Annotated in this window: 7 protein-coding genes; all 7 read left to right on the forward strand. The window is 51.8% G+C overall.

Annotated elements, in window-relative coordinates:
* Nucleotides 1-4: 4 nt before the first annotated feature.
* The 7 genes from ACFSOY_RS00370 to ACFSOY_RS00400 all read left to right on the forward strand — a co-directional run bounded on the left by ACFSOY_RS00370 (nt 5) and on the right by ACFSOY_RS00400 (nt 25,330).
* On the forward strand, nt 5-1,006 hold the full coding sequence (locus ACFSOY_RS00370; protein ID WP_386043214.1) for a sensor histidine kinase: 1,002 nt from the start codon (nt 5-7) through the stop codon (nt 1,004-1,006).
* Nucleotides 1,007-1,100: 94 nt separating this feature from the next.
* Nucleotides 1,101-1,784, forward strand: coding sequence for an ABC transporter ATP-binding protein (locus tag ACFSOY_RS00375; RefSeq protein ID WP_386043215.1), 684 nt, complete (start codon nt 1,101-1,103; stop codon nt 1,782-1,784).
* Entirely contained in the window at nt 1,781-4,372 is a 2,592-nt protein-coding gene (locus ACFSOY_RS00380) for an ABC transporter permease (RefSeq protein WP_386043217.1), read from the forward strand. Before ACFSOY_RS00375 ends, ACFSOY_RS00380 begins: the two co-directional genes overlap by 4 nt.
* Nucleotides 4,373-4,855: 483 nt before the next feature.
* Nucleotides 4,856-5,971 carry a hypothetical protein gene (locus tag ACFSOY_RS00385; protein WP_386043218.1) on the forward strand — a complete coding sequence of 372 codons (1,116 nt, stop codon included), beginning with the start codon at nt 4,856-4,858 and terminating at the stop codon, nt 5,969-5,971.
* A 793-nt stretch (nt 5,972-6,764) separates the two neighbouring features.
* Nucleotides 6,765-19,001 (forward strand): non-ribosomal peptide synthetase, encoded by a 12,237-nt coding sequence (locus ACFSOY_RS00390; protein WP_386043220.1) that lies wholly within the window; start codon nt 6,765-6,767, stop codon nt 18,999-19,001.
* Nucleotides 18,998-22,387 (forward strand): non-ribosomal peptide synthetase, encoded by a 3,390-nt coding sequence (locus ACFSOY_RS00395; RefSeq protein WP_386043222.1) that lies wholly within the window; start codon nt 18,998-19,000, stop codon nt 22,385-22,387. Before ACFSOY_RS00390 ends, ACFSOY_RS00395 begins: the two co-directional genes overlap by 4 nt.
* A 12-nt stretch (nt 22,388-22,399) precedes the next feature.
* Nucleotides 22,400-25,330, forward strand: a complete 2,931-nt coding sequence (locus ACFSOY_RS00400) for a type I polyketide synthase (protein ID WP_386043223.1) — start codon at nt 22,400-22,402, stop codon at nt 25,328-25,330.
* Nucleotides 25,331-25,343: the final 13 nt, after the last annotated feature.

The raw sequence follows: 25,343 nt of genomic DNA on the forward strand, positions 1-25,343 counted from the left end.
TTAGATGCTTCGCAATCGAGAGATTCAAATATTACTGTTAATCATGAGCTCAATCAGCTTGGCGACGATTTTTGCCGTCGCTTTTATCTCCACTACTGCCGCGGTATTTGTGTTCATCCTGGCGATTTTGCTGATTGGAATCAGTTTAGCGTTCACGAGCTGGAGATACCGTGAGCTGGAAAAGCTATCTCTCTATTTGCGAGAAATTAGCGGTGGCAATTATCACCTTGATGTTCGCGATAATCAAGAAGGCGAGCTGAGCATTTTAAAGAACGACATCTATAAAGTGACACTGATGCTGTCAGAGCAGCGATCGCTTCTGCAACGTGACAAAGTTCAGCTGATGGATGCCATTTCCGATATCTCTCATCAGCTCAAAACACCGCTTACCTCGATCACCGTCATGGCAGATCTGTTAAGCAATCCCGACCTGCCGTCCGACAGAAGAACAGAGTTCACCCGCAACATTCGTACACAGCTCGAACGAATCGATTGGCTGGTTTCCTCATTATTAAAGCTATCGAAAATCGACGCCAAGGCGATCTCATTCAAACAGGATTGCATCGCAGTGAAGAAGCTCATCCAAAAGTCGTTAGCTCCCGTTTTGATACCGATGGATATTAAAGAGCAAAACGTCTCCATCCAAGGCGATGACAATGTTACTTTTGTCGGTGATTTCAATTGGACTGCTGAAGCGATCATCAATATTTTGAAAAACGCTGTGGAGCACACACAACCAGGCGGAGCGATCGCGATCACTTTTTCTGAAAACGCGCTTTTCACAGAAATAATAATTTCTGACAATGGAAGAGGAATCGAAAAAGAAGATTTGCCTTACATTTTTCGACGTTTTTATAAGGGGAAGAATGCGGGCGAGGGGAGTATCGGCATTGGCCTAGCGATGGCCTACAGCATTGTCGCAAGTCAGAACGGGGTGATCGATGTGACGAGCGACGGCGAGCAGGGCACACATTTTCGGGTAAAGTTTTATAAACAAGTGATTTGACCGTAAGTGACCGAATTGTCATCTTCATCGTCACCTGAAAGTCATTTTAGACAGATAGAATGAGATCCATCAGCAAAGCTATGGAGGTTGTACCATGGAAATTTTAAGAGTAGAACGTCTGTCTAAAGTATATGGAAAAGGTGAATCGGAGGTAAAGGCGCTGGACGATGTTTCATTTTCGATCCGCAAAGGTGAATTCGTCGCGATCATTGGTCCGTCCGGGTCGGGAAAATCGACGCTCTTGCATTTGCTGGGCGGTGTCGATCATCCAACTTCGGGCAAGGTCTTCATTGAGGGAACAGACATGTATGACCTTAACGAAACACAGCTGGCGATCTTTCGTCGCAGGCAAATCGGTCTGATCTATCAGTTCTATAATCTGATTCCGGTGCTGACAGTCGAAGAAAATATTACGCTGCCGCTCCTGCTGGATAAACAAAAGATCGATCAGAAGCAGTTAGATGGTCTTGTCAAGACATTAAATTTGCAGCAGCGGTTGAACCATCTGCCGAACCAACTATCCGGCGGGCAGCAACAGCGGGTCTCGATCGGCAGAGCCATCATCAGCAATCCTGCGATTATACTGGCAGACGAGCCGACTGGGAATCTGGATAGCAAGAACAGCGGCGAGATCGTCGAGCTATTGAAAATGTTGAATAAAACTCGTCATCAGACGCTGATCGTCATCACGCATGACGAACGCATCGCTCTGCAGGCAGACAGGGTCATCGCGATCGAAGACGGAAAGATTGCCAAAGACGAGGTGACTCGTCCATGAACATTGTTAACAGACTCACGATCAGGCATTTGAAGCAGAACAAGCGACGAACGCTGGTCACGATGATCGGCGTCATCATTTCGGTTGCGATGGTGACAGCAGTTGCAACGCTCGTTTTTTCCTATTTGGACTTAATGAAAAGGCAGACGATCGCAGACAATGGGCAGTGGCATGTCCTCTATCAAGATGTCAGCAAGGAGCAACTTGCGGCGATAAAAAATGATGAGGCTACCCAAGCGGTTGCGATCACCAGAGATCTGGGATATGCCCCGTTAGCAGGGGGACAAAACACCAAAAAGCCGTACTTGTTCATTAAAGAGTACAATGAACAGGGCTTCGCGCAATTTCCGGTGGAGTTGAGCAATGGGCGTCTTCCGCAAAACGACAAAGAGGTTGTTATTTCGGAGGCCATTGCGACGAACGCAAAGGTGAAATATGCAATCGGCGATCGTCTCACCCTTCATGTCGGTGAACGATTTGCAAAAGATACCGACTATCCGTTGGGCCAATCCGACTGGCTGCAGATCACCGATGGTCAGACAACCGAAACTCTTCAAAATATGACAACCAAGGATTACACAGTGGTCGGCTTCATCAAGCGTCCCGTATGGGAGCCGGCATGGGCTCCAGGTTATACTGTCATCAGCTATGTCGATGAAAGCTTGATGACGACAAGTGATCGAGTCGATGCGGCAGTGATTTTGCAAAAAATTGATCGTTCCCTGTTCCTCCATGCGGAAGATTTGGCAACGAACAATCGCATCGAATCTGTCAAGTACAATCAAGATCTACTTTATTATTACGGCGTCGTCAAAAGCGAAGTCATGAACAGCACGCTGTTCTCATTGTCAGCCATCATTATCGCGGTGATCATGATCGGTTCGGTTTCGCTGATCTATAATGCTTTTGCAATTTCTGTCTCGGAGCGTGCTCGTCATCTGGGGATGCTTGCGAGCGTGGGAGCCACGAAAAGGCAGAAGCGAAATTCGGTGTTTTTTGAAGGTGCTGTCATCGGAGTGATCAGCATTCCGATCGGGATGATCGGTGGAATTGTTGGGATCGGAGTTACGTTTTGGTTCCTTAACTCGATGATTCAAGGGGTACTTGGGATTACGGAAAAGCTGACAGTGATCATTACGCCGTTGTCGCTCCTGATCGCCTGTGTCGTATCGATGGTCACGATCTTCATCTCGACCTATCTCCCAGCTGTAAAAGCTTCCAAGATCTCCGCGATCGATTCGATTCGCCAAACGGCCGATGTGAAACTCACGCGCAAAACTGTAAAAACGTCGAAATTCATTCGCAAGCTTTTCGGGATCGAAGCGGAGATCGGATTGAAAAACTTAAAAAGGAACAGACGAAGATACAACGCCACCGTCTTTTCGCTGATCATCAGCATCGTGCTGTTTTTAGTGGTGTCATTTCTTACCGGGAGTCTGAAGCAGTCCCTGATGCTTTCGCAGAAAGGCGTTAATTATGATATTGAAGTTTCGTACAGCAATGACGACCGTATCGACGATCAGACGGTTCAATCGATAACTTCCTTGGAAAATGTAACAGAATACAGCTTGATGCACGAACTGCTTATGAATGCTTGGATCGAAGAAGCATCGATCTCCGATCAACTGCATGAGGCGTTGAAGAAGGATCGAAGCATGCTTGAGGATGGGAAATATCCTTATACAATTGTGGTGCATGCATTAAACGATTCGAGTCTGCAAGCCTATGCGAAAGCGGTCGGTGCAAATTACCAACAGCTGGTGGATGCGAATCATCCTGCTGCAATTGTGGTGGATACTGTTCACTATAAAGATTTTACTTCAGGGAAATATGTCCGAACGAAGTCCATTCATACGAATGTCGGCCAAAGTTTTGATTTGACTCTGGGGACGGAAAAAGAGACGGATGTAAACAAAATGACAATTGCTGCGTTGACAGATCAACCGCCGATGGGGATCAACCAATTTGTAGCAGGTGATCTCAGTGTTGTGGATATCGTCGTCTCTGAACCAATCATGAGCCAACTGATGGACGGCAAGGACAACGCTTACGTTCAAACTTATCTTTATCTGAATAGCAGCGACCCTTTGCAAACGCAACAGGAAATCGAGGAACTGAAGGCGCCCAATCTGCATGTATACAACCTGTATCAGTCCAAAAAGCAGGAAGAACAGAGTATCTTGTTGCTATCTGTCTTTTCGTACGGTTTTATCGTCTTAATTTCAGCGATTTCGATTGCGAATATCATGAATACGATCTCGACGAGCATCGCCCTGCGGAAGCGGGAATTTGCCATGCTGAAATCGGTGGGGATGACGCCGAACGGTTTTGCGAAGATGATGAACTATGAAAGTGTTTTTTACGGGTTCAAGTCACTGCTGTTCGGTCTTCCGCTCAGCCTCCTCGTGATGTATCTGATCTATCGGGTGCTGTCAAACAAATTCAGCTATGAGTTTGCGCTGCCTTGGATGAGTATCCTATTGGTCATTGCCGCTGTATTCGTCATCGTCAGTTCTGTCATGCTCTATTCCAGCTCAAAAGTAAAAAGGGAAAACCTTATTGACGCATTGAAACAGGAAAGTATATAGGAAGTGATCGGCTCTGACTCGGTTGAAGTCAGAGCCGATTTTTTGTGCAAGATTCAATCCTCGTTCTAAAACGAAGATTGGTGAAGTGGAAGCGTGTTTTTATTGCATTCTAACAAATACGCTATATACTTAAAAAAGTAATATAAATCAACTTTCAATTTTTATTGCTCTTTACCTAGGAGGCGATTGGAAGATGAAACACGTTAGCCAGAATCGGGACTCCCAGCAAGGATCGAGTTTGCAATCGTATCATTCGGACAGCCGAGACCCACAGGCTCAATCGACGACTCTGCCGATCGCACCTAAGATCATGCAGTTGCAGAAAACGTTCGGGAACCGCGCCGTGACGCAAATGCTCCGAAACAGACAGGCTGCAAGGAACGCGAACCTGCCGGCACAAAGGGCTGTAGCTGTCGCGCAAGCGAAATTCCAGATGCTCTCATCGAAGAATTTACTAGCCTCACCTCTCAAGACATTGGTAAGATGGGAAATAAAAAATTGGATAGTCTACGCGTTGCCTGCAACAAGCTGATAAAAAGTGTAGGGGAATGGATCCAACTGAACCAACAAGATGAAGATATCGAGAAGGCGAACTCCTACATCGAAAAGCTGATCAGTTTTCGAAATAGTGTGCAAAATACGAAGCCGATCGTCGAGATTCCTCCGGGCATCAGAGCGATAAAAGAGCTTGGTCTCGCATCACATGCCTTGTATTCGGATGTGGAGGCGGGCAGGACTTCAGAATTGGGGGTGGCTTCAGTCCCTGTGATTGACTCTTCGCAAGAAGAAGATCAAGGCCCGCTCTGGTCGACAGAAGTGTTGATCGACAGGTTGAAGCCAAAGGGTAACGGGTTAAAGTGGTGGGCTTCGGCAGCCATGGGGCTCCGAGAGTCGACATCTAGCATGGGACCTTTAAGTGCGGTGAACACGAAGCTGTTGCTGTCCTTAGGGAGCGGCAGTATCCCAATCGCGCTTAAACCGCCTAGTGAAAAACAGCCGCAAGGTGAGTATATTGTGTTGAACCCGACTGCTCCGGTCGTCTTTGATCGAAATGAAGACCTCTATGGGCTTCGATCGGACAGCAAGGGGAACCCGGAGCATGCAGTTAGCTATGATGCTTTTATCACTCGACTTCAAACGGTAGAAACTGCTGGAAATCCTAAGGACAAGGATCGAATTATTGCAGCCGCAATGCTCGAAATGATCAAAGAGCCAACAGTAGACCCCAAGGGTATTAAAGCTGAGGATTTGGGCACACTTCGGGAACTGCTGACCTGTTGGATGGTGGCAGAACCGGCTCGTCACAGATCTATGACTCTCATCAGTGTGTTGACACTAGAAAAAATTCGAGCAGGTGCGCTCACCTTCCAAAACGCGCTCAAAGATGATGGGGAGTTTGCGATGGTCGGAAAGGGAACGGCTGCCGATGGGCGCCGCTCTGAATTGCGGGAAGAAGAGGTGCTCCGAGGCGAATATAAAGGTGATCCTGCCAAAGAGTCGAAAGTGGCGCGGAAGCAGATCAGTATGTTGATGGGGGCCAATCCTGATCGTCCAGATGCGACTTTGTTGCGAATCTTGCGCGAGTATGGAGGGGTGTGATGAGGACGAAGTCGACGATACTGCTGGATTTTTTTAAAGGATCGGGCGAAGCAGAGCGGGCTGACGCGCAACTTGGATGAGATCCACTTTAAGTTTGGAGAGACGGGCATCATGCGGGCGGTCAGATTGAAACAGGCCGGGAAGCTGTTGCGTTGAAGCAAGAAGATTGGGAGGCACTTTAGATAGAGGAGAGTTAAAGAAATGCTAGAGTCTTTTTAGAGAAAAGTTGGAGTCGCTGCGGAGTTTTGACCCCCTTTGACAAGGTGATATGGCAGTAAGGAAGTTCAGCCAGTGAACCTTGAGGGATGGCTGAAGCACGACTGAATGGTAGACATTTGATTGAAGCTCGTCACTCATGTGATGAGCTTTTTTGTTTGCCATCAGTTTTCCGAGCAATTTTGAAAGTCTAAAACCCACGGAGGCGTAAGATTGCATGCCAGACCAAAGTAAAACGAACTGTAAGTACGATGATGTGGTAACCGAGCAAGACTTGAACCGCATCGAGAACGGCTCTACCTATTCATGCTGCGAAAGTTTAGTTACGAAATATATGAAGAGATTGTGTTGTTTTCCTGAAAAAGAAATATATTAATTTTCAGAAAAATGCTTGTGAAAAATTACGAGTTTGGTTATAATAAATCGACAATAAAATATCAATAATATCTATTTTATAATATTGTTTATAAACTGAATTATCTTTGTGATTATTCATTTAAACTTAAAGTAAAATCTAATCGCAGAGCAGTTTGTTAAGTCGGAGGAAGTACGTTTCCATGAAGGGAGCAGTAACAATATGTCGGATAAACTACAGACAACTGCTCAGGCGACTGAACAGTTGATCTATTGGCAACAAAAATTAGGAGGGGATGTCGTGCGCCAACAACTTCAGACTGACTATCCACGCACGAACGACAACATGGAAACCGGGAATTTGTTGAGCCATGAATTGACTCCAAATCTACTCGATTCTCTTTCAAGGTATTGTAAGGACGAATGTGTTGACCGGTCTTTAATGTTCATGACCACCTTCTTTATCCTGCTGCATCGATTGACTGATCAAGATGATGTTTGGATTGGAACCCGCATTCGTCTGTCACATGGTGCAGATGAGCGATGGGAGAATGATGTGGTGTTGCGTACAGACTTGGGCGGAAACCTCAGTTTTTGTGAAGCACTATCCAGAGTTTGCGACACATGGGAAAAGGCAAGCGATCACGCTGATGTGTCGATTGAACAGATCAAGGAGATGTTGCAGAGCGAGGGAGCTCAGGCAGGTGAGCCGCTGTTTCGGTTCATGTATCGATACCATTCAAACGATTGGGTAAACAACGAGAAGTTTACAATTGATCTAGCACTGTACGTTGTGGAGCAAGATAATACGCTCAAACTGGATTGGCAATACAATGGTTCTTTATATGAGGAGAGTACAATTAAAGGATTTGCGGAGCGGTATTGCAATCTCTTGTGGGATTTTGTGAACAATCCTCAAGCGAAAATGTCAGAAATTTCGATTCTTACCGCCGGTGAGCGCCGATTGTTGTTTGATGAATGGTTGCGTACAAGTGAGGACTTTCCAGCAGACAAGTGCTTTCACCAACTGTTCGAGGAACAGGCAGAACGAACTCCTGATGCAATCGCGGTTGAGTTTAACGGTCAACGACTTACTTATCGCGAATTGGACGAGCGTTCAAATCGGTTAGCTCATTACTTGCGTGGCAAAGGAGTCAAGCCGGAAACATTTGTCGGTCTGTGCGTTGACCGTTCGATCGAATTAATCGTTGGTTTGCTCGGCATTTTAAAAGCGGGAGGTGCTTATGTACCGCTTGACCCGTCTTACCCAGTGGATCGCCTCTCCTTCATGTTGGCAGATACAGCAGCACCTGTCTTGATTATGCAGGAACAGTGGATCGGCCGTGTGCCTACTCAGGATATTGAAGTCGTGAGAATTGATGGGGATTGGAACCTGATTGCGAAAGAAAGCAGTGAGCGTTTGGTACACCAATCGACCATCGACAACGTCGCATATGTCATTTACACTTCGGGCTCCACAGGTCGTCCCAAAGGTGTTTTAGTCACTCATGCAGGCATTGGCAACTTGATGACTGAACAAGTGGCGCAATTGGAAATAGGTTCGGGATTCCGTGTCTTACAGTTTAACTCGATTAGTTTTGATGCATTTGTCTGGGAATTGACGTTAAGTTTGCTGACAGGTGCTACTTTATGCCTTACAGACCGAGAGACCTTGCTAGGACCCAACTTTGCCGATTTATTAGACGAGAAACAGATCACGACCGTCACGGTGCCGCCTACATTCTTGTCGATGCATGAGCCAAAGGAAATGAAATACCTTCGTCATTTAATTGTCGGCGGAGAGGCGTGTTCGAAAAATTTGGTGCAACGTTGGGGACGCGGTCAAAAGTTCTTTAATGTTTATGGCCCAACTGAGGCGACGGTGGTTTCAAACGTGTATCAATGCTCTGTTGAAGAAGAAATCAACCCAGCGATCGGTCGTCCATTACGCAATGTAGAGAGTTACGTTTTGGACAAATACATGCAACCAGTGCCAATTGGTGTACCAGGTGAACTGTATATAGGGGGAGTTTGTCTCTCACGCGGATACTTAAATCGACCTGAGCTGACCCAGGAACGCTTTATCGAACATCCTTTCTCAGAGAAAACTGGTAAGCGTGTTTATAGAACGGGCGACTTGGTTCGTTGGCGAAAAGACGGTGAGATCGAATACATCGGTCGAATTGACAATCAAGTCAAGGTTCGTGGACATCGTATTGAACTTGGCGAGGTTGAAGCGGTGTTAGGAGACTACCCCGGTGTCAGGGAAGCGGTTGTGATCGTACGTGAAGATCAACTGGATGATCAGCGTTTGGTCGCTTACTTTACAGTTGATGAACAGGTCGACGACGTGATGAATATTCGTCGTTGGTTGAGAGGTAAACTGCCGCCATACATGATGCCGGCTGCATTTGTTTGCCTGGATGCATTCCCGATGAATCCGAACGGCAAGATCGAAAAAAGTTTGCTCCCAACACCGAACGTCGCTCAGAAAGTTGAGTGGGAGACGGGAAAATACCGCGATTCCCTTGAAGAGGAGATTGCGAAGATTTGGTGTGAGATTTTGCAGGTGCAGCAAGTCAGTGCGGAAGATAACATCTTTGATCTGGGCGCACATTCGCTGTCTTTAACGCGAGTGGCTTCGCGTGTAAAAGAACTCTTCCAGATCGAGATGCCGATCCAAATGCTGTTTGATGCGCCGACAGTGCCGGAGCTCGCAGACCTTGTTCGTGTCGCAGTTAAATCTGAAAAAGCGGAGTCGCTGTTCGCAAGACATGGCGAAAGTGCGCCGTTGTCGTTCTCTCAAGAACGTCTCTGGTTCCTCGATCAATATCTTGAAGATCCATCGATCTACAACGTGCAGTTTGCGTTTCGTCTCGAAGGTGCATTGAATCGAGCGGCGCTTGAGAAAAGTTTGAATGAGATCATTCGACGCCATGATGTGCTGCGTACCACATTTGCGACCGTTGACGGTGTGGCGATACAAGTTGTGGCACCAGAACTGCACTTGGTCTTGAACGAAGTCGACTTCCAAGAGTGTTCGTCGACAGATGTATTGGCAGAAGTTGAACGATTCACACAGAGCGAATGTGCACGCGCTTTTGATTTGAAGCAAGGGCCGTTAGTACGTGGTTCCCTGATTCAATATGCAGAAACGGGACATTTCTTGGTCTTGATCATGCATCACATCATTGTTGATGGTTGGTCGCTGGGCCTGTTGGTTGAGGAACTGAAATCGCTCTACCAAGCGTTTGCGCATCATCAAGTGTCTCCTTTGCCAGAACTGGCGATCCAATACTCCGATTTTGCTGCTTGGCAGCGGGAATGGATGCGAGGAGATGCACTTCAACAGCAGATGGACTACTGGAAGCAGCAACTGAGCGGGGAACTGTCGATGTTGCTTTTGCCGACAGATCATCCACGTCCGAACATTCAAACCTATCGTGGTGGGCAACAGAAAATTCAATTGACCGTTGTACTTGGTCAGGCATTGCAAGAACTGAGCAGAAGGGAAGGCGTCACCTTATTCATGACGTTGTTGGCAGCCTTCAAGGTACTGCTACACCGTTACACCGGGCAACACGACCTGCTCGTCGGCAGTCCGATCGCCAACCGAAATCGTCGGGAGCTCGAAGAATTGATTGGATTTTTTGTTAACACATTGGTCTTGCGTACGGATCTGTCGGAGCAGCTGAGCTTCCGAGAACTGTTGCATCGTGTGCGTGAGGTCACAGTAGAGGCGTATGCACATCAAGATGTTCCGTTTGAAAAATTGGTCGAAGAATTAAGTCCTGATCGCAGTCTTGGTTATTCCCCACTGTTTCAGATCATGTTCGTGATGCAAAATGCCTCGGGTGATGGACTTGGTCAGTTCCAAATGGACGACTTACAAGTGCAAGCCTATGAATTTGATCGGGGCATGGCGATGTTTGATTTAACAATGCAAGTTCATGAATTGAACGATCGTCTGCAGGTATCGCTGGAATACAATCGAGATTTATTTGAAAGTGCAACAATCAAGCGCATGCTTGAACATTTCCAACAGCTGCTCGAATCGGCCGTTAGCGAACCTGATCAGCAAGTTGTTCAATTGCCAATGTTGTCACCAGCCGAGCGGAAGCAACTGTTACAGGAATGGAGCCTAGAGGCGCTCGACTATCCGGCCAAGACGTTCCAGGAACTGTTTGCATCGCAAGTGGAGCTGAGACCTGATGCGGTGGCGATCGAGTTTACAGATGGTCAGCTGACATACCGCGAATTGGATGTGCGATCGAATCAATTGGCCAGATATCTTCGCGAGCGGGGAGTCGGAGTGGAAACATTGGTCGGTCTTAGCTTTGATCGTTCGCCTTCGATGATCGTTGGAGTGCTCAGCATCCTGAAAGCAGGTGGTGCGTATGTACCGCTTGATCCGAATTATCCATCTGATCGCCTGGCGTACATGATGGAAGACTCGCAAGTTTCTGTGTTGGTCACAGAAGCGAAGTGGCTCCGTTCATTACCGACTCATTCAGCAAAAACGATCTTGTTGGACTCTGATTGGGAGCAGATCGCTGAGCAGAGCACAGAACCGTTACAGCATGAAACACAACTCGACCATGCGGCGTATGTCATCTACACATCAGGTTCAACCGGTCGACCAAAAGGTGTCGTGGTCACCCATTCGGGGATCGGCAACTTGATGACCGAACACAAGCGCAGTTTTGGGGTGCAGGCGGGAGACCGTGTCTTGCAGTTTAGCTCGATCAGCTTTGATGCGTTTGTATGGGAACTGGTGATGTCGCTGTTAACGGGTGCCACCTTGTATCTGACCGATCGCGAGTCGTTGCTGGGAGCCGATTTCGTTGACATGTTACGGGAGAAGAAGATCACAGCTGCATTGTTGCCTCCGTCGTTCTTGGCGATGCAGACGCCACAGGAGTTGCCAGACTTGCGCAATTTGATCGTCGGGGGAGAGGCGTGCACACAAGACCTGATCAAACGCTGGGGGGAGGGCCGAAACTTCTTCAACGCATATGGTCCGACCGAATCGACAGTGTGCGCAACATTGTATTGCTGCACCCCGCAAGAGGAGAGCCATCCACCAATCGGCAAGCCGATCATGAACACGCAGGTATACGTGCTCGATCAGAATCTGCAGCCGGTTCCGGTCGGTGTGCCAGGGGAGTTGTATCTAGGAGGTGTTGCGCTCGCACGCGGGTATCTGAATCGACCGGAACTGACGGCAGAGCGTTTCATCTCACATCCCTTCTCGCAGGAACGAGCGGCGCGTTTGTATAAGACGGGTGACTTGGTGCGCTGGAACAAAGCCGGAGTGATCGAATACTTGGGCAGAACGGACAACCAAGTGAAGATCCGCGGTCACCGGATTGAATTGGAAGAGATTGAAGCCGCCTTGAGCCTTTGTGCAGGGATACGTCATGCGGTCGTGACCGTGCGTGAAGATGGAGACAAGCGACTGGTCGCATACGTTGCAGGTGAAGTGATGGCTGATGAGGTACGCCACTGGCTCAAAGAGCAGATGCCAGAGTATATGATACCGTCGTCGATTGTCGTGTTGGAAGCTATGCCTTTGACTGCGAACGGGAAGGTGGATCGCCAAGCATTGCCAGATCCAGCACTGGAAGTGGAGACGGCTGCTCATGCAGAGTATTCGCCACCAGTTACGGAAGTGGAAATTATGGTTTCGGAAATTTGGGCAAAGGTGTTGAATGTAGCGCATGTAAGCCGCAACCACAATTTCTTTGCTTTAGGTGGACATTCGTTGCTAGCAACACAAGTCGTTTCCCGCATGCTGGAAGTTCTGAATTGGAACATCCCAGTTCGCCTTCTGTTTGAAGCGGATACGCTCGCTGCGTTCTGTAGCAAGTGTGAACAGCAGCACCATGAAGTAGCGCTGTCAAAGTTACCGGTTCTACAGGCGGTAGAGTCAAGGGAGAAACTGCCGTTATCCTTTGCTCAGCAAAGCCTCTGGTTCCTCGATCAATTCTTGTCCGATCGTTTCGTTTATAACATGCCAGTGCTCTATCAATTGAATGGCATGCTGGATCCTTCGGCGTTAGAGTGTGCGCTGAATGAAATTGTTCGCCGTCACGAGATTTTGCGCACTGTCTTTGTCGAAGTCGATGGCATCGCCAAACAAGTGATCTTGCCAGAACTGGACCTGAACATGGCATGTACAGATTTGAGCGATATAACGGGTCCAGAGCAACGTCAAGAACGATTGAAGCACGTGCTCGCCACCGGAGTTTATCATGAGTTTGACCTGAGTAACGCACCGTTGTTCGCCGTTTCCTTGGTCAAAATAGGCGAAGAAGAACATGTGCTGTTACTGAACATGCACCATATCGTATCTGACGGTTGGTCTGTCGGAGTGCTGATGGAAGAGCTAAATGTTTTGTATGAAGCATTCTCCCAAGGTCGTCCTTCTCCATTCGTACAGTTGGAAGTTCAGTACGCAGACTTTGCCGTATGGCAACGTGAGTGGCTGCAAGGAAACATACTGGATGAGCAGATGACCTATTGGAAGCAGAGATTAGGTGGAGGACTGCCGATCTTGCAACTTCCGACAGATCATCCTCGACCAGCCGAGCAAACCTACCGCGGGTCTCGTGAAACGATCATGATTTCCAAAGAGATCACCGAGGGTTTGAAAGCGATCGGAACACGTGAGGGCGCTACGTTGTACATGACGCTGTTGGCGGCATTCAAAACGTGGCTCTGCCGTTATACGGGAGAAGAGGACATTTTGGTCGGTAGCCCGGTTGCGAACCGCAGATACTCCGAGCTGGAAAAGTTGATCGGTTGCTTTATCAATACGCTCGTGTTGCGCACCGATTTGTCAGGCGATCTTACATTTAACGAGTTGTTAGGGCGCATCCGTGAGACCGTTTTAGAAGCTTACACGTATCAAGACGTTCCGTTCGAACAATTGGTTGACGAGCTGAGTCCTGAACGAAACACAGGTTATTCACCACTGTTCCAAGTGATGTTTGTGTTACAAAACGCACATGGTGATCGGCAACAAATCGGTGACGTAAAAATTCGCCCATTGCCTGTAGAAATGGACATCGCCAAGTTCGACCTGACGTTGTCGATGCGTGAACATGAGGGAGGATTGGCAGCTGAATTTGAATACAACAGCGATTTGTTCGACCGTGAGACCATTCTCCGATGGGCTCGACATTTCGAAGCATTGCTCGCTGGCGTGACAGCCAATCCAGATGCTCAATTGTCACGTTTGCCACTGCTCCTAGAAGCAGAAATGCAGGAAATCTTGACACGAGGCAAGGGTCAATGGCAAGAGTTTGAGCGGGATTTATGCATACATCAGTGGTTTGAAGCACAGGTCGTTCAAACTCCTGATGCTGAGGCGGTGGTGATGAAGGAACAGCGCCTGACGTACCGTGAATTAAATGAGCAAGCAAACAGACTGGCGCACTATTTATCTGCATTTGGCGTTGGTCCAGAAGTGAAAGTCGGAATCAGCTTAGAACGATCGATTGAAATCGTGATCGCGATTCTCGCGACGTTGAAGGCGGGAGGCGCCTATGTGCCACTCGACCCCAACTATCCACCGGACCGAGTCAAGTATGCGCTTGAGGACTCGCAAGTCGCCGTCTTGCTGACAGAAGAGCATTTGTTAAACAAATTGCCGGAGCATCAGGTTCCAGTGATTTGCCTTGACCGTGATGCTGATATCATCAGCCGTCATGAGTCGGACAACTTGCCGTGTGAAACGAACGCTGACAGCCTAGCCTACGTCATCTACACGTCCGGTTCGACAGGTAAGCCAAAGGGCGTTTTGATTCCACATGGGAACGTAATCCGCTTATTAAAAGCAACGGAGCATTGGTATGGATTTGATGAACAGGATGTTTGGACGTTGTTCCACTCCTATGCGTTTGACTTCTCAGTGTGGGAAATCTGGGGGGCGCTGTTGTACGGTGGTAAAGTCGTCGTCGTGCCGTATTGGGTCAGCCGTTCTCCTGAGGACTTCCTAGACCTATTGGTCGGTGAACAGGTGACAGTGCTCAACCAAACACCGTCAGCATTCCGCCAATTGATCCAAGCGGAGGAACGAAAAGGGGACGTAGCCCAGCCATTGGCACTGCGTTATGTGATTTTCGGTGGGGAAGCACTGGAGCTGCAAAGTTTGAAACCGTGGTTCGAGCGTCATGGGGATGAACGGCCGAAATTGTTCAACATGTACGGTATCACGGAAACGACTGTTCACGTCACGTATCGTCCGATCGGTTGGGGGGACGTAGTAAGTGGAACGGGCAGCGTGATCGGTGCTCCGATCCCAGACTTGCAGGTCTTTGTGCTCGATCAATATCTCCAACCCGTACCAATCGGCGTGTGTGGGGAGATGTATGTCGGCGGTGCAGGTGTCGCCCGTGGTTACCTGAATCGTCCGGAACTGACCAACGAACGTTTCATTCAACATCCATTCTCGACCGACCCGGATGCACGTCTCTATAAAACAGGGGACTTGGCACGTTACTTGGCGGACGGGGATCTGGAGTATTTGGGACGCGTCGACCATCAGGTTAAGGTTCGCGGATTCCGGATTGAGCTTGGCGAAATCGAGTCCAGCCTCGTAGAGCATCCGCACGTTCACGAAGCTGTAGTGCTGGTACGGGAATACACGGATGGCGAGAAGCGTTTAATCGGCTATGCAGTGACTGATCTCGATCAGCAACTAACTCCGCGTGAACTTCGAGAGCACCTGTTGCAGAGTTTACCTGAGTTTATGATCCCAGCCGCATTTGTTATCCTCAAGTCTTTGCCGCTGACTGCAAACGGCAAGGTCGACCACCGTGCATTGCCGTCACCTGAAGAGAACCGTCCCGAACAGATGCACACTTATACAGCACCTCGCAATGAAGTTGAGGAAAAATTGGCGGGCATTCTCACAAAGGTCTTGAAAGCGGAACGTATTGGTATTCATGATAACTACTTTGAGTTGGGTGGCGACTCAATTCTGAGCATTCAGGTACTAGCTGAGGCACGAAAACAAGGCATTCAGTTCACCTTGCAAGATTTGTTCCGTCACCAGTCGATTTTTGAATTGACAGAATCGGGTGTCCTGATCTTAGTGGATCGTGAAATGGAGAAACAGACACCATTTTCGCTGATCACCGAAGCTGAGCGTAAGCAGTTGCCGTCCAATCTGGAGGATGCATACCCACTGACCCAACTGCAATTGGGAATGTTGTTCCACAGTGAAAAAGAAGCTCAGCAAGCAATTTATCACAATGTGTCACTTCATCATCTGCGCGCACCATTTGATCAAGATTCGATGGAGCAAGCGTTAGCGGTACTGGTGTCTCGTCACCCAATCTTGCGTACTTCGTTTGCATTGACCGGTTATCGCGAACCATTGCAATTGGTACATCGTCATCTGGTGATTCCATTTGAAGTATACGATCTGCGTGATCTGCCAGCAGGTGAACGCGAACAAGCGCTGGATCGTTGGTTCGATGCAGAATTGAAGCGTCCGTTCGATTGGAATTGTCCGCCGATGCTTCGTGTCAGCATGCATCGAATGGATGAGGAAACTTTTCAATTTGGTTTGACCGAGCATCACGCAATTTTGGATGGATGGTCGGTTGCCTCGTTACTCACTGAAATTTTTGTAACCTACATGTCTTTTGTAAAAGGTGAAACACCTGATTCAGGAGCTCTGCAGTCGCAGTTTCACAAGTACGTCAAATTGGAGCAGACTGCGCTAGGATCGGAAGAAACAAAAGCGTATTGGCAGCGAAAGCTACAAGGCTTCACGTTTACACAACTTCCGCGAATCGAAGGAAGAGATCGCACGAAGCCATCCCAGATGCATTTGAATCGAGTCGAAGTGCCGCGTGAGGTCTCGCATGGCTTAAAACAGATGGCTCAGCAGGCGAATGTACCGCTTAAAAGTGTTCTTTTGACTGCACACATTCGCGTGTTGAACGTGTTGGGGGCTCAATCGGATGTGTTGACCGGTTTGGTCACCAACGGTCGGATCGAGGAAGTGGATGGCGAGCGAGTGCTCGGCTTGTTTTTGAACACGTTGCCATTGCGACTGGAGGTAGCAGGAGGAACCTGGCAGGAACTGGTGCAAACAGTATTTGCCACCGAACGCGAACTGTTGCCACACCGCCGTTATCCAATGGCGCAGATTCAGCAGGATTTGGGTGGGCAACAGTTGTTCGAGACTGCGTTTAACTATACGCATTTCCACGTTTATGAAGCGCTGTCGGGCATTCCGGACGTGGAAATCCTCGGTGAGAGATCGCTTGCGGATTCGAGTTTTGTGTTTGCCGTTGAGTTCGGATTGGATTCACAAAATGCGGAAGTGCAGCTGTATCTGCGTTGGAATGAAGCGGAATTGACTCCTGAGCAGGCAGCGAGATTCGGATCATACTACCAGAATGTATTGGAACAAATTGCTTCGGACCCATCGGGTCGCTACGAAATCCACTCGGTCATATCGGCGGATGAGCAGCATCAAATTCTGGTGGAATGGAATGAAACTTCGGTTGAATATCCGAAAGTTGAACTCTTACACCATCTGTTTGAACAACAGGTGGAAAGAACGCCTGATGATCTGGCCGTTTCGTTTGAGGGCTGTGAAGGCCTGACGTATCGCCAACTGAATGAGCAGAGCAATCGGCTGGCACACCGTCTGCAAAAGCAGGGTGTCGGACCGAATGTACTGGTGGGTGTCTGCATGGAACGATCATTGGAAATGGTGATCAGCCTCTATGCAATCTTGAAATCGGGAGGCGCGTATTTGCCGCTGGACCCGTTCCTGCCAGCAGAGCGATTCGCTTTCATAGTAGAAGAGGCACAAGTCTCTGTCTTGTTGAGCCAATCGCATTTGCATGACAAACTGCCAGAATACGGCGCAGAAGTGATTCACCTCGATCTGGAAGCCACATGGGCGAAGTTAGCCGATGAGAGTGTTGGGAATCTTGTTACTGCAACGACGTCGCAGGATACCGCTTATGTGATTTACACATCGGGATCAACAGGAAAGCCAAAAGGCGTCATGGTACCACATCGAGGTATCATCAACCGCCTGTTATGGATGCAAGCGGAATACAAGCTCACCGCTCTTGACCGGGTGTTGCAGAAAACACCATTTACGTTTGACGTTTCAGTATGGGAATTCTTCTGGCCGTTGTTCAGTGGAGCATGTCTGATTGTGGCGAAACCGGAAGGTCATCAAGACAGCGCGTATTTGGTCGAACTGATTCGAGAACAGGGGATAACAACCTTGCATTTCGTACCTTCCATGCTACAGATCTTCGTGGAAGAATCGCAGGTTCAGACTTGCACGTCTCTGCGCCTCGTATTCTGCAGTGGTGAAGCGCTGCCGTTCGAACTGCAAGAACGTTTCTTTGAAATCGGTCAGGCGCAACTTCACAATCTCTATGGACCGACAGAGGCTTCTGTCGATGTCACCTACTGGGCTTGTGAACCAAACGGTGACCGCAAATTCGTGCCAATCGGTCGACCGGTTGCCAACACCAACTTGTACATTCTCGATCCGTTCCTGCAACCGGTACCAGCAGGTGTGGCGGGTGAACTGCATATCAGCGGTATTCAGGTAGCAAATGGTTATTACAAACGTCCAGAATTGACTGCCGAGCGGTTTATCGCAGATCCTTTCTCCGCGATGCCGGGGGCATCGATGTATAAAACAGGTGACTTGGCAAAATGGCTGCCAGACGGAACGATTCAGTATTTGGGTCGTATCGACAACCAAGTGAAGATTCGCGGTTTGCGCATCGAATTGGGTGAGATCGAAGCGGTGCTGGGCAGTTGTTCCGGCGTGCGGGAAGCAGTTGTCACCGTTTGGGAGGTTGTACCGGGTGATCAGCGCCTCGTAGCCTATTTGACAGCAGATGAGCAAGCAACTGTAACAGACCTGGAATTGCGTCAACAGTTAAAAGCGCAATTGCCAGACTACATGGTACCGTCGATCTTGATCTGGCTGGAAGCGATGCCGCTGTCGCCAAATGGCAAGGTCGACCGCCGTGCTTTCCCAGCGCCTGTATCGGATCTCATCCCGGCGATAAACGAGTATGAGGCACCAGGCAATGAAACGGAGGAGTTGTTGGCCGGCATTTGGCAACAAGTCTTGTGTAGAGATTGTGTCGGCCGGAACGACCACTTCTTTGAACTCGGTGGTCACTCTCTGCTGGCGATGCAGGTCCTCTATAAGCTACGGGAGATCTACAGCCTGCCGCTCCCGATCGGCTTGCTGTTTGAAAAACCGACTCCGGCGCTGCTCGCCGCCGAAGTGGAACGGCTCATCGCGGAGTCGGTCCGGCAAACCGAACAACCGATGAAGCGGCAGACGGACGGGGAAGACGCGCTTCGGCTGCTTGAGGAGCTGGAGTTAACGGATGAAGAGGTGGAGCTGCTGCTCCAAAAAGCGTTACTGGAAGCGGAGGATGCACAATGAGTTCGAACATCAAACAACTGGATCAAATGACGCCGGAAGAAAAGCGAGCGATGCTGGCACAGTTGATGCAAAAGAAAAACGGCGATGTGAAAACCGCCCCTGTCTCTTTTGCTCAACAGCGCTTGTGGTTTGTCGAGCAGCTGTACCAAGGCAGCCCGATGAACAACGTTCCGCTGGTGCTCCGCCTGCGCGGCTTGCTCGACCTGGAGGCGATGGAATGGTCGTTGCAGGAAATCGTGAACAGGCAGGCGGCGTTCCGCACCACGTTTGCTGCCGTCGAGGGTCGGCCCGTCCAGCGGATTCATCCGCCCAAACCGTTTGCCCTGCCGCTGATCGACTTGAGCGGTCTGCCCGAGGGGGAGCGGGAGGCGGAAGCGGAGCGACTGATGACCGAAGAGGCGGCGCGCACCTTCGACCTCGGCCGCGACCTGCTGTTGCGCGCTGCGGTCATTCGCCTGGAGGACGAGGAGCACCGGCTGATGCTGACGATGCATCACATCGCCACTGACGGCTGGTCGCGCGGGGTGCTGTTGAAGGAACTGACCGACTTTTACCGGGCCAGGACACAGGGGGTAAAGGTGCAGTTGCCGGAGCTTGAGGTCGGCTACGTCGACTTTGCGGTCTGGCAGCGTGATCATTTAAAAGACGATCGCCTGAACGGCCTGCTCGGGTACTGGAAGGATCATCTCGCCGGTGCTCCGGCCCAACTGGACCTGCCGCTCGACCGTCCCCGCCCCAGCAAAGAGAGCTTTGCGGGCGGCCAGGTGCGGATGCTGGGTTCTGCCGGCCTCCTGCAGCGGCTGAAGGAGCTGAGCCGCAGGGAAGAAGCCACGCTGTTCATGACGCTGCTCGCAGCCTACTACACGCTTCTCTGCCGCTACAATCGTCAGCAGAGCATCGTGATCGGCACACCGGTTGCCAATCGCACCCGACAGGAGCAAGAAGGGCTGATCGGCTTTTTTGTCAACATGCTGCCGCTGCACCTCGATCTGTCCGGCGACCCGACCTTTTGCGAGCTGCTGCAGCGCACGAAGAAGACAGCGCTCGGTGCGTTTGCGCATCAAGACCTTCCGTTTGAGCGGCTGGTCGAAGAGCTGGACGTCGAGCGCAACCTGAACCAGTCTCCGCTGTTCCAGACCACGTTCACGCTGCAAAACGCGCCGTCCACAGCGCTGGAACTGCCCGGCTTGGTGCTGGACGTGTTCGAGCAGACCACCGGCACCGCCAAATTTGACCTCTCTCTGTTTCTATGGGAAGCGGACGGGGGACTGGCCGGCGGATTCGAATACAAGACCGACCTGTTTGAAGAGGGGACGGTCGAACGGTTGTCCCGTCATTATTTGGCGCTTTTAGAAAGCATCGTCGATGCGCCGGACAGCAGAATCTCGGAGCTTTCGATCATGTCGGCACAAGAGCGAGCGCACCTGGTGCAGTTGGGCGAAACGGATACGACATCGGCGCGCGACGAGCTGCTGCATCAACTGTTTGAAGAGCAGGTGCTGCGCACCCCCGATCATCCGGCACTCGTGTTCGAAGGCCGGACGATGTCCTATCGTGAGCTGAACGAACGGGCGAACCGAGTGGCTCATCACCTAAAAGCGCAGGGGCTGGGCCGCTGTCAACTGGCCGCCATCTTCATGGAACGCTCTTTTGAGATGGTGGTGGCGGTGCTCGGCGTGTTGAAATCGGGCGCGGCGTATCTTCCCCTCGATCCCGATTACCCGGCGGAGCGTCTGCAGTTCATGCTCGATGACTCCGAAGCCCGCTTTGTGCTGACGATGGAAGCGCTGGCCGGGAACATGCCTGCAAACCGCGCGAATTTGCTCTGCCTGGACCGCGACTGGGCGGAGATTGCCCGTTCGAACGCCGACAATCCTCAGGGTGGGGCGCTGCCTTCCGATCCGGCGTACGTCATCTACACGTCGGGCTCCACCGGCCGTCCGAAAGGTGTCCTCACTGCGCATCGGGGCATCTGCAACACGATCCGCTGGTACCATGATGATTTCCCGATGACGACGGAGGATGCACAGGTGCTGAAGTCGCCGTTTAGCTTCGACGCTTCTTTGACGGAGTTTTTCGTTCCGCTGTCCTCTGGCGCGCGCATCGTCATCGCCCGTCAAGGCGCGCATCGCGACCCCGGCTATCTGGCCGGCTTGATCGCTCATGAGCGGGTGACGGTGATCCAGGTGGTGCCGACTCAGCTGCAATTGCTGCTCGATGAGCCGCGATTTGCCGAGTGCGTGCACCTGCGTCAGGTCTACTGCGGGGCGGAGTTGTTGACAACCAGCCTGCTGGAGCGGTTTCATGCCGCATCGAAAGCCGATCTGATCAACATATACGGGCCGACTGAAGCATCGGTCGAATGCACCTATTGGTACTGCGAGCGCGGCGATGAGCGCCACGCCATCCCGATCGGACGACCGATTCCGCGCATGCAGCTCTACGTGTTGGACGAGCGCCTGGAACCTGTGCCGATCGGCGCGGTCGGCGAGATTTACGTCGGTGGGATCGGGGTAGGTCTCGGCTATCTAAAGCGGCCGGAAATGACGGCGGAGCGCTTCCTGCAAAGCCCATTTGCTGCCGCCGGAAGCGGGGAGCGGCTATACAAGACGGGCGACTTGGCGCGCTGGAATGCGGAGGGGGCGCTGGAGATCATCGGCCGCGCAGACCATCAGGTGAAAATTCGCGGACACCGCATCGAATTGAGCGAGATTGAAAATCTGGTCCATGAGGCGGACGGCGTGCGCAACACGGTCGCTCTGGCGCGGGAAGTGGAAGGCGACGCGAGGCTGATCGTCTATTTCACGCTCGACAAGAACATTGCCAATCCGTTCGAAGCAGAAGCGCCGGGTATAGAGACGCCGGCCCGCCAATTGGCTTTGTCCCTACAGCAGCGTTTCAAAGAGCTGCTCCCGGCCTTTATGGTTCCTTCCGCTTTTATCCCACTTGAGGAGATGCCGCTGTTGCCGAGCGGAAAAATCAACCACAATCTGCTGCCGGAACCGAAGATCGAGCGCAACACGCACATCGAATTTGTAATGCCGCAAAGCGAATCGGAGGTCTTGGTCGCCGCGATCTGGCGGGAAGTGTTAAAGGTGGACAAGGTTGGCCTGCATGACAACTTTTTCGATCTGGGCGGGCATTCACTGCTGGTGATCCAAGTGCACACCAAGCTGTGCCGGGAAATGAACAGGGACATCGCGCTGGTCGAGATGTTCCAGCACCCGACCGTCTATGCGCTGGCCAAACTGCTGAGCGCTCCGGAAAATCACGACAGCGGTGACAGCCTGTCTATGCAACAGGCGGAACTGGCGGCGGAAGCGCGGACCAACGCGATGCAACGGCGGATAGAAGCCCGGCAGCAACGCCGCGATGCCAGACAATAAGGAGGAACCGGTATGAATCAGTTTCATGGCCATGAGATTGCCGTCATCGGGATGACCGGACGTTTTCCCGGAGCGAAAGACATCGAACAATTCTGGGACAATTTAAAAAACGGCATCGAATCGATCCGGTTTTTTAGCAGAGAAGAATTGCTGGCTGCCGGCATCCCGGCGGAGCAGGTCGACGATCCGAACTACGTGCCCGCCAAAGGGGTGCTCGACGGCGCGGACATGTTTGACGCCGCCTTTTTCGGGTTCTCCAAGCGGGAGGCGGAAGTGACCGACCCGCAGCAGCGCCTGTTTCTGGAATGCTCGCATGAGGCGCTGGAACATGCCGGGTACGACCCGGGACAGTACAGAGGCCGCATCGGCGTTTACGGCGGCTCCAACCTGAGCACTTATCTGTACTTTAACCTGTTTCCTAACCAAGAGATCATCAATTCGGTAGGTCTGACCAGCGTGGTGATGGGCAATGACAAAGACCACCTGGCCACCCGTGTTTCCTATAAGCTCAACCTGACCGGCCCCAGCGTCTGCGTGCAGACGGCCTGTTCGACATCGCTGGTGGCGATACATACGGCTTGTCAGGCGATCATCAGCGGCGAGTGTGACATCGCCTTGGCGGGCGGTGTCTCCATCGGCGTGCCGCAGATCTCCGGCTATCCGTATCAAGAAGGCTCGATCGCGTCCCCGGATGGGCATTGCCGGGCATTTGATGCCCGGTCGGGGGGCACAGTGTCCAGCAATGGCGTCGGGGTCGTGGTCCTGAAGCTGCTCGAAGACGCGCTCGCCGACGGCGACACGATCCACGCTGTGATTCGCGGTTCGGCGATCAACAACGACGGCGCCAATAAAATCGGCTACACCGCCCCGAGCGCAGAAGGCCAGGCTGCGGCGATCAGCGAAGCGATGGCGGTGGCCAAAGTGCCGGCCGAATCGATCTCCTACGTCGAAGCGCACGGCACCGCCACCAACCTCGGCGATCCGATTGAGATCCTCGGCCTGACCAAAGCGTTCCGCACCCGGACGGAAGCCAAAGAATTTTGCGCGATCGGTTCGGTCAAGACGAATGTCGGGCATCTCGATGCGGCGGCCGGCGTGACCGGGCTGATCAAGACGGCGCTGTCGCTCAAGCATCAACTGCTGCCGCCGTCCCTTCATTTTGAGTTGCCGAACCCGAAGATCGATTTTGTCAACAGCCCGTTTTACGTGAACAACAAACTGAGTCCGTGGCTGAGCGAAAAAGGGCCGCGACGAGCTGGTGTCAGCTCCTTTGGCATGGGTGGCACCAACGCGCATGTGATCCTCGAAGAAGCGCCAGCAAGCGTTCCCACAGGCCCTTCGCGCGGTCTGCAGCTCCTGATGCTGTCGGCGAAGACGAGCACAGCGCTGGAAGCGGTGACCGAACGCCTGCTCCGGTACTTCGAACAGCACCCGCAAGTCTCGCTGGCCGATACCGCCTACACGCTGCAGGTGGGGCGCGCCTCTCACCCTTTTCGACGTCTCGTGCTCTGCCGCGATGTCGAAGAGGCGAAGCGAATGCTCCGCGAACGCCCTTCCGACCGCGTCATCAACGGTGCGTCCGACATGGCGCGCCGTCCGGCGGTGCTTCTGTTCCCGGGCAGCGGTGCTGAAGAGCTGCGGCGCACGGCACAGGAGCTGTATGCGTCCGAATCGGCGTTTCGCCAACAGCTCGACAAGCTGCGGGAAGTATTCCTTGCAGTGACCGGACAGAACCTTGATATCGCGCTGTCCGCTCCGCAACAGCAAACGGAGGACGCCGTCTTGTTCGTTCTCGAATACGCGCTGGCGAAGCTCTGGCTGGACTGGGGGCTGCAGCCGGAAGCGCTGATCGGGCACGGCGTAGGCAGCTTTGTCTCGGCGGCTCTGGCTCAAGTGCTGACCGTGCAAGACGCATTGGTTTTGGTGACAGAACGGGCGCGGCTGCTCGGAGCGCTGCCACAGGCAGTCGCGCTGGAAGTGCCGCTTTCGGCAGCCGAACTGGCGCCGGTGCTCGGCAGTGAGTTGTCGGTGGTCGAAGAGGTGGGCCCGCACCGCACGATCATCGCCGGCCCGCGAGCGGCGATCGAGGAATTTCAGCGCGATCTGGCAGACTTCAATGTCCGCTGCACGGTGGTCACCGAACGCTTTACGCTTCCGTCCGCCATTTCGGATGCGACAGTCGGCGCTTTTTGGGAAAAATTGCAGGTGGTGCGCCTGCACGAGCCGCAGTTGCCTGTGCTGTGCTCGACGATGCGTGACTGGCTGAGCGTGGAGCAGGCGACCGATGCCCGCTTCTGGGCGGAGCAGTTGCGAACCCCCGTGTCGTTCTCTGATGGGCTACAGGACTGGGCTAAAAAATCGGCACATCTCTACCTGGAAATCGGCACGATGGGCTTCCTGGGAGAGCGGGTCCGCAGCATGCTGCCGGCAGAGCAGGCAGGTGCTCTCTGGACGTCTGTCCGCGATGAGAATGCGCCATGGACTGCCGCCGAGCACCTGCAGGTGATCTGGGGCGAGATCTGGCTGCAAGGCGGCGTGGTCGACGGCGCGGGTTACCACAGAGGGGAAGCGCGCCGCCGGATTCCACTGCCAACCTACCCGTTCGAACGCCAGTCCTTCTGGGTTGGGCAAATCGTGCAGCCGTTCGCGGCAGGCGTCAGCGCGAAAGGAACGGATGAGGAAGTGCTTTTGGACACGGACAATGAGATCGAGCTGAACATCGCGAAAATCTGGTCGGAGCTACTCGGCATCAAGCAAGTGACGTTAGATGACGACTTCTACGAACTGGGCGGCGACTCGCTCTTGTCGATCCAGTTGATCGCACGGATTAAAAAACTGTACCCAGTCGAACTCGACATGCGGCAGCTAGTTGAAGCGACGAAGATCGGCGAATTTGCCGAAATTGTGGAACTGGCCCTCATCGAAGAACTCGAGCGGCTTTAACAACGGAGAGAGA

This window comes from Tumebacillus lipolyticus (genome assembly GCF_042682745.1).
In the GTDB taxonomy this organism is placed as follows: domain Bacteria; phylum Bacillota; class Bacilli; order Tumebacillales; family Tumebacillaceae; genus Tumebacillus_A; species Tumebacillus_A lipolyticus.

Bases quoted from the DNA above. Each gene is read 5' to 3' on its own strand.
- ACFSOY_RS00370 (WP_386043214.1), top strand. From the start codon at position 5: ATGCTTCGCAATCGAGAGATTCAAATATTACTGTTAATCATGAGCTCA.
- ACFSOY_RS00395 (WP_386043222.1), top strand. From the start codon at position 18,998: ATGAGTTCGAACATCAAACAACTGGATCAAATGACGCCGGAAGAAAAG.
- ACFSOY_RS00375 (WP_386043215.1), top strand. From the start codon at position 1,101: ATGGAAATTTTAAGAGTAGAACGTCTGTCTAAAGTATATGGAAAAGGT.
- ACFSOY_RS00385 (WP_386043218.1), top strand. From the start codon at position 4,856: ATGGGAAATAAAAAATTGGATAGTCTACGCGTTGCCTGCAACAAGCTG.
- ACFSOY_RS00400 (WP_386043223.1), top strand. From the start codon at position 22,400: ATGAATCAGTTTCATGGCCATGAGATTGCCGTCATCGGGATGACCGGA.
- ACFSOY_RS00390 (WP_386043220.1), top strand. From the start codon at position 6,765: ATGTCGGATAAACTACAGACAACTGCTCAGGCGACTGAACAGTTGATC.
- ACFSOY_RS00380 (WP_386043217.1), top strand. From the start codon at position 1,781: ATGAACATTGTTAACAGACTCACGATCAGGCATTTGAAGCAGAACAAG.